The 5,489-nt window shown below is 67.5% G+C and carries 5 protein-coding genes; all 5 read right to left on the reverse strand.

The annotated features are described in order from the left end of the window. The coding region (locus tag Q0C41_RS29420) for a glycoside hydrolase family 16 protein (RefSeq protein ID WP_291990242.1) at positions 1–400 on the reverse strand (400 nt) is incomplete at its 3' end. Positions 401–421: 21 nt separating this feature from the next. Continuing rightward, entirely contained in the window at positions 422–1,609 is a 1,188-nt protein-coding gene (locus Q0C41_RS29425) for an ROK family transcriptional regulator (RefSeq protein WP_291990243.1), read from the reverse strand. A gap of 54 nt (positions 1,610–1,663) precedes the next feature. Beyond that, positions 1,664–4,087, reverse strand: a complete 2,424-nt coding sequence (locus Q0C41_RS29430) for an Ig-like domain-containing protein (RefSeq protein ID WP_291990244.1) — start codon at positions 4,085–4,087, stop codon at positions 1,664–1,666. 135 nt (positions 4,088–4,222) lie between these two features. Then, positions 4,223–5,098 (reverse strand): tetratricopeptide repeat protein, encoded by an 876-nt coding sequence (locus tag Q0C41_RS29435; RefSeq protein WP_291990245.1) that lies wholly within the window; start codon positions 5,096–5,098, stop codon positions 4,223–4,225. Further along, on the reverse strand, positions 5,091–5,489 hold a 399-nt coding region (locus tag Q0C41_RS29440; protein ID WP_291990246.1), incomplete at its 5' end, for a 2'-5' RNA ligase family protein. The genes Q0C41_RS29435 and Q0C41_RS29440, both read right to left, overlap by 8 nt.

Consider the following 5,489-nt stretch of genomic DNA (forward strand, 5'->3'; position numbering starts at 1 on the left):
TGTTCGAGCCGAGCATCCAGAACGCCGGCCACAGCCCGCGGCCCGTGGGCTGCCGGATGCGCGCTTCGAACCTCCCGTACTGGAACTCCTGCTTGACCTTGGTCTTGATCCGACCCGACGTGTAGTTGCGCCCGAGCCATGGCTCCTGACGAGCGGTGATCCGCAGGTTCCCCGCGCCGTCGAGTGACACGTTCTCCGGACGGTTGGTGTCGTACTCCAACTGCGCGTTCCCCCAGTCGGTACCGATGTCGAACGTCCAGTTGGAGTCCGCTGGCAATGCATTCGCCGGCCCGTTGAATTCGTCCTCCCACACCAGCGTCCAGTCCGCAGCTGCGGTGGATCCTCCGGCACAAGCGACCAAGGTGGAACTGGCGAGCAGGAGGCTGAGGAGTCGACGCATGGGCAGGGAGTGGGGCGGCGCCTAGGCTGCGCCGACGGTGGGAAAGAGGGTCGGATCGGCGAGCGCCGCGTTGAGCACCAGCGTCGCCGCGCCGATCGCGACGACGTTGAGCCCGAGTTCGCTGGTGCGGATCTCGGTGTTCGCGACCGCGCTCACGAACGTGCGCCGCAATGCGCTCGCGCGTAGCGGGACGAGCAACTTGTCGCCGAGCACGGCAAGGCCGCCCCCGAGGATCACGGCCGACGGATTGAGCAGGTTCAGCACGCCCGCGATGGCGATGCCGAGGTACTCCGCCGCCTCGTGCACCACTTGCAGCGCAAGCGGGTCATTCTCCATCGCCGCCTGCTCGATGCGGGCCAACGTGGGTTCTTCGTGCGCGAGCACGCTCTGCGGGAACGCCGTGCGCAGCTCCATGGCCCGCCGCTCCAACGCGCGGCCGCCCGCAACCGTCGTCAGGCAACCGCGATTGCCACACACGCAGGGTTCACCGCGCGAGTCGATCGTCACGTGCCCGATCTCGCCGGCCACCCCGCTGGCACCGCGACGGATCTTCCCGCCGATGAAATGCCCCGCCCCGATACCGGTCGCGACCTTGATGTAGGTGAAGTCGTCGAGTCCGCGCGCGCCACCCCACCAGTGTTCGGCGAGAGCGCCGCAGTTGGCATCGTTGTCGACGAGGATCGGCACCTTGTACTTGGCGAGCAACTGCCGGAAGCCGTGTCTGCCGCCCCAGTCCGGCAGCGCCAGCTCGGAGAGCCTGTCGGGATGCCGCGGGTCCACTGGACTCGGGACCGCAATACCGATTCCCATCAGCGTGTCGCGCGCCACCCCTCGCATGGCGTCATCACAAAGGGCCTTCACCAGTGCGCGCGCGCCGTCGGGGTCCGTCCGCACCGCGTAAGGGCGCGCATGCGAGTCCAGCACGTCGCCGCGGAGGTTCGTCCGCACGACCGCGACGTGCGACGCCCCCATGTCCACGCCGAGGATGCAGGCGGCATCATCCTGGAACTCGAGCAGGATCGGCCGACGCCCGCCGCGCGACTCGCCCACGCCAGCCTCTTCGACGAGGCCGGTGGCCAACAGATCCTCGACGATCTCCGACACCGTCGAGCGCGACAACTCGGCGCGCTGCGCGATCTCGGCGCGCGAGATGCGGCGCTCCGTCCAGACCATGCGAAGGATGGCGTCAGAGAGCGGCGTCGCCGTCATCGGATTCGGGGCGGGGGGTGCCCGGCGAGGTGTTGCCACCTCGCCGGGACAGTGCTACCGACGGAAGAGCACGTTGTCGATGAAGATGGTGTTCAGCGCGTCCTCACCGACGATGATCAGCTGTGCGACGTTGGCACGTGTCGTGAGGCCCGTGAACGCCGAGAACGGGATGTCGAGTGTCACCCAGTTGCTCCGCGACAGCGCTGGACTGGAGGCGGTCGAGAACGTGAGTTCATGCTCCACATCGTCACCACCACCGAACGCACCGTTCGCGCCGAAATCTACCAGCTTCACCTTGAGCACGGCGGGCGCGGTGACCGGATCGGGCGTCCACACGTCCATGCGGAAATGCGTCATCGCCGTGGCGTTGATCCGCGTGGTGGTGAACTCGATGCCCGCGAAGGTGAGGTTGGTATACCGCTTGGTCGCGTTCCCGCCGACCATCACGTCATCGACGTCCGCTGCGTCCCACGGCGCCGACCACGTGTCGACCGCGCTGTTGGTGTACGGGTTGCTGAACAGTGCGATCACGTCACCCGCCGCATAGGTCGGCGTCGGCGCCGGCGTGGCCGGCGTGGTGAGCGCCGCACCGGACGAGAAGTAGATGTTGTCGAAGAACACCGTGTTCGGTCCGCTCACGAAGATCAACTGCGCCAGATGCCCGCGCGTCGTCAGCCCCGTGAAGGAGCTGAGCGGGATGGCGAAGCGCACCCAGCTGCCCTGCGCCAGCGCCGGCATCGACGTCGTGTTGAACGTGAGCTCATGCTCCACATCGTCACCACCGCCGAAGACACCGTTCGCACCGAAGTCGACCAGCTTGACCTTGAGATCCTCGGTCGCACTCACCGGATTGGGCGTCCAGTAGTCGAAGTGGAACGTGGTCATCGCCGTCGCGTCGATCGGCGCGGACCCGAACTCGATGCCTGCGAACGTGAAGTTCGTGTAGCGCTTCACATCGTCGCCGCCGATCTGGATGTCCGTCACGTCCGCATCGTCCCACACCGCCGACCAGGTATCGACCGGCACGTTGGTGTAGGCGTTGCTGAAGAGCGAGATCACATTGGCCGCCGCCGTCGTGGGCGTCGCGGCCGGGGCCGGAGGCGCCGACGGGATCGGGACCGTGTAGAAGTACACGTTGTCGATGTACGTCGTCGGGCTCGAGCCGCCGATGATCATCTGCGCGAGGTGCGCGCGGTTGGTCAGCCCGGTGAACAGCGACAGCGGGATATCAAGACTGCTCCAGGCGCCCGCGGTGAGTGCCGGGACGCTGCTGCCGCTCAGCGTGATCTCGAACTCGGAGTCATCGCCGCCCTGGAATGCACCGTTCGCTCCGAAGTCCACCAGCTTCACACGGAAGCTGGTCACGTTGGCCGCGTATACATCGAGGTGGAGATGCGTCATCGCGGACGCATCGATCTGCTGTGCGGTGAACTCGATGCCGGCGAAGTTCAGGTTGCTGTAGCGCTTGGTCAGGTTGCCTGCCAACTGCACGTCCGAAACGTCGGCCTGGTCCCACACCGCCGACCACGTGTCGACGGTACGGTTGGTGTACGCGTCGCTGAACAGCGAGATCACATCGGCCGGAAGCCGAGTCGGCGTGGGCGCAGCAACCGACGGCGGCGCCGAGGCGCTCACCGTCACGGCGCCAGCGGCTGCCACGGTGCCAAGCCGCGCCGAGATGCCCGCGTTGCCCGCCGTGCGGGCAGTCACCACACCGGTCGCCGAAACCGTCGCGACCGTCGTATCGCTGGAGGTGAACGTGAAGTAGGCCGGCGCCACGTTCAGCGTCTGGTCCGCGCCTTCGACGTTCACCGTGAGCGCCGTCCCGGCCACCTGATACGTCGCACCGATCTCGGCGCTCACCGTCGTCGCAGCGACCGTCGGCCGCGGGTTGATCACCGTGCCCAGCGATTCGTATTGGATGTCGTCGAGCCAAAACTCGTAGGCATTGTTGTTCTCCGCACCCTCGGCGAAGAAGAACATCCCGCGCTCCTGCGTGAGCTTGGAGGCCAGCGGGATGGCGATGGCGTACTTAGTCCACGAGGTCGTCAGCGCGATGCCGGTGCGCTCGGCCGTGAACTGCGAGTTGCCGCTGTTGTCGTTGCCGATGCCGGCGACGTTGAGCACCGCCGGGATGCTGGCGCGGGCCCAGAACGTGATCGCATCGTAGCCGGTGAGGTCGCGCGGGACGTTGGCCACGAACGCTCCACCCGCGTAGCCGCCGGTCGGATCACCCGGGCCCGGCACGATCACCTTCAACGAAGCGGACCCGCTCCGCTTGACGGTCGGGTCGAGCACCAGCGCGTCGAGCTTTGAGCCACCGAACGCCTGGAATCCCAGGCCCGGAGAGAATCCATCCAAGAAGATGGCTGGCTCGTCCGGGAACGGCGCCGGCCCGAGTGTTCCGTTGTCTCTCGTGCAGGCCACGGCGAGAAGGAGGCCGGCGGCGGCGAAGACGAAGGGAGAGCGCGAGCGCATGCGGTCACTCCGGGTCGCGAGACCCATATGGTTGAGGAGCACGCTGGACCGGCCGGCGGGCTCTTTGTTCGGTTCTCGAACAAAGTATGGGAGTCCCCGGTCCGGGTGTCAAGACTGCAACGGCCGTCCAACTCCCTAGGCCCCCGCGGGCCTCGGCGCCACATACCATTTGATGACGTCCGCCCCGGTCTGCTCCAGCCAACGAGCCAGGATCGTCTCGGCCTGCGCCGGGTCGAGGGCGGCCAGCCCGCAGTGCGGATGTGCCGGCGGTGCCTCGTCCTTGTGGTGGTCGTGCACCACGCCGTGACTGCACTCGTGACAGAGGATCCTGGTGGCCTCTCCCCAGTGCTCCGCCGCCCCGCCCTGTTCTTCGGCGATGGCTGCCAGGACCGCGATCGCCCCATCCGGCACGCTGGCGAGCTCCACGACGAACGTCTCGAACCGGGACTCTTCCAGCACGGCCAGGGCATTGAACACGTGGTACGTATGACCATCGACGACGCGTTCGCCGTCCGGGGCCCCGTCGTTCAACACGATGTCGCCCCACCGATGCGCGGCCGTCGGCAGTGGCACGCTCACGATCCGCGCACGCGCGGGATCGAGCCGCCGGGCCCAGACCACTTCTCCCAGACCGTCCGCATCCAAGCGGATGGGCGTCTGGCCCCACGTGAACACCGGGGGCTCGTCGCCGTCGTCGACGGCCACACCACACGCGCGCCACGCACGGCGCGCCTCGCGCCACCGGCCGAGTGCCGTCGCCGCGATCCCCAAGTTCCACCACGACGCCTGGTCCTCCGGAGAGAGCGCCGCAGCGCGCGCGTTCATCGCCGCGCTCTCGGCCCAACGGGATTGGTACTTGTAGAGCAGGCCGAGGTTGTAGTACGGCACCGACCACTCGGGATCGGCCGCGATCGCTGCACGGTACGCGTGCTCAGCGGCCATGGTCTCGCCGCGATCGGATGCCTCGTGCCCTTCTTCATTCGACTGTTCGGCCGCCGCGCGGTCAGGCATCGGAGCCACCGTGGGTCTCGAGTGGGAACGACGCGACGACGGTCCAAGGCGCAGCATCGACTTGTTCGATCAGCTGCACGGCGGGGAATGCCAGCGGCAGCCGCGACGGAACTCGCCGCGCCTCCGCGAGTGAGTTCCCGGTCGCGCGTGGGTTCCGCGGATGCGCGAGGGTCAAGTGTGCCGCCGGTCTCCTGAGCGTGTGCTCAGGAAAGGCGTGGGCAAGGATCTGCGCACGCAATTGATGGAAGTGCTCCTCGCCTTCGATGCACGGCAGGAGTATCCCGTGTCCGTCGAACGACTCCGCGGGGCCGAACACGAGCGTCAGCGCCGCCGGGGTTCGCAACGCGAGTGCCGTGGAGATGGCGGTCGCACCGAGTGCTCCCAACTCGTC

This window comes from Luteitalea sp. (genome assembly GCF_022842525.1).
Lineage (GTDB): Bacteria > Acidobacteriota > Vicinamibacteria > Vicinamibacterales > Vicinamibacteraceae > Luteitalea.

Coding starts and splice junctions, on each gene's coding strand:
- Q0C41_RS29425 (WP_291990243.1), bottom strand. CDS start 1,609: ATGACGGCGACGCCGCTCTCTGACGCCATCCTTCGCATGGTCTGGACG.
- Q0C41_RS29430 (WP_291990244.1), bottom strand. CDS start 4,087: ATGCGCTCGCGCTCTCCCTTCGTCTTCGCCGCCGCCGGCCTCCTTCTC.
- Q0C41_RS29435 (WP_291990245.1), bottom strand. CDS start 5,098: ATGCCTGACCGCGCGGCGGCCGAACAGTCGAATGAAGAAGGGCACGAG.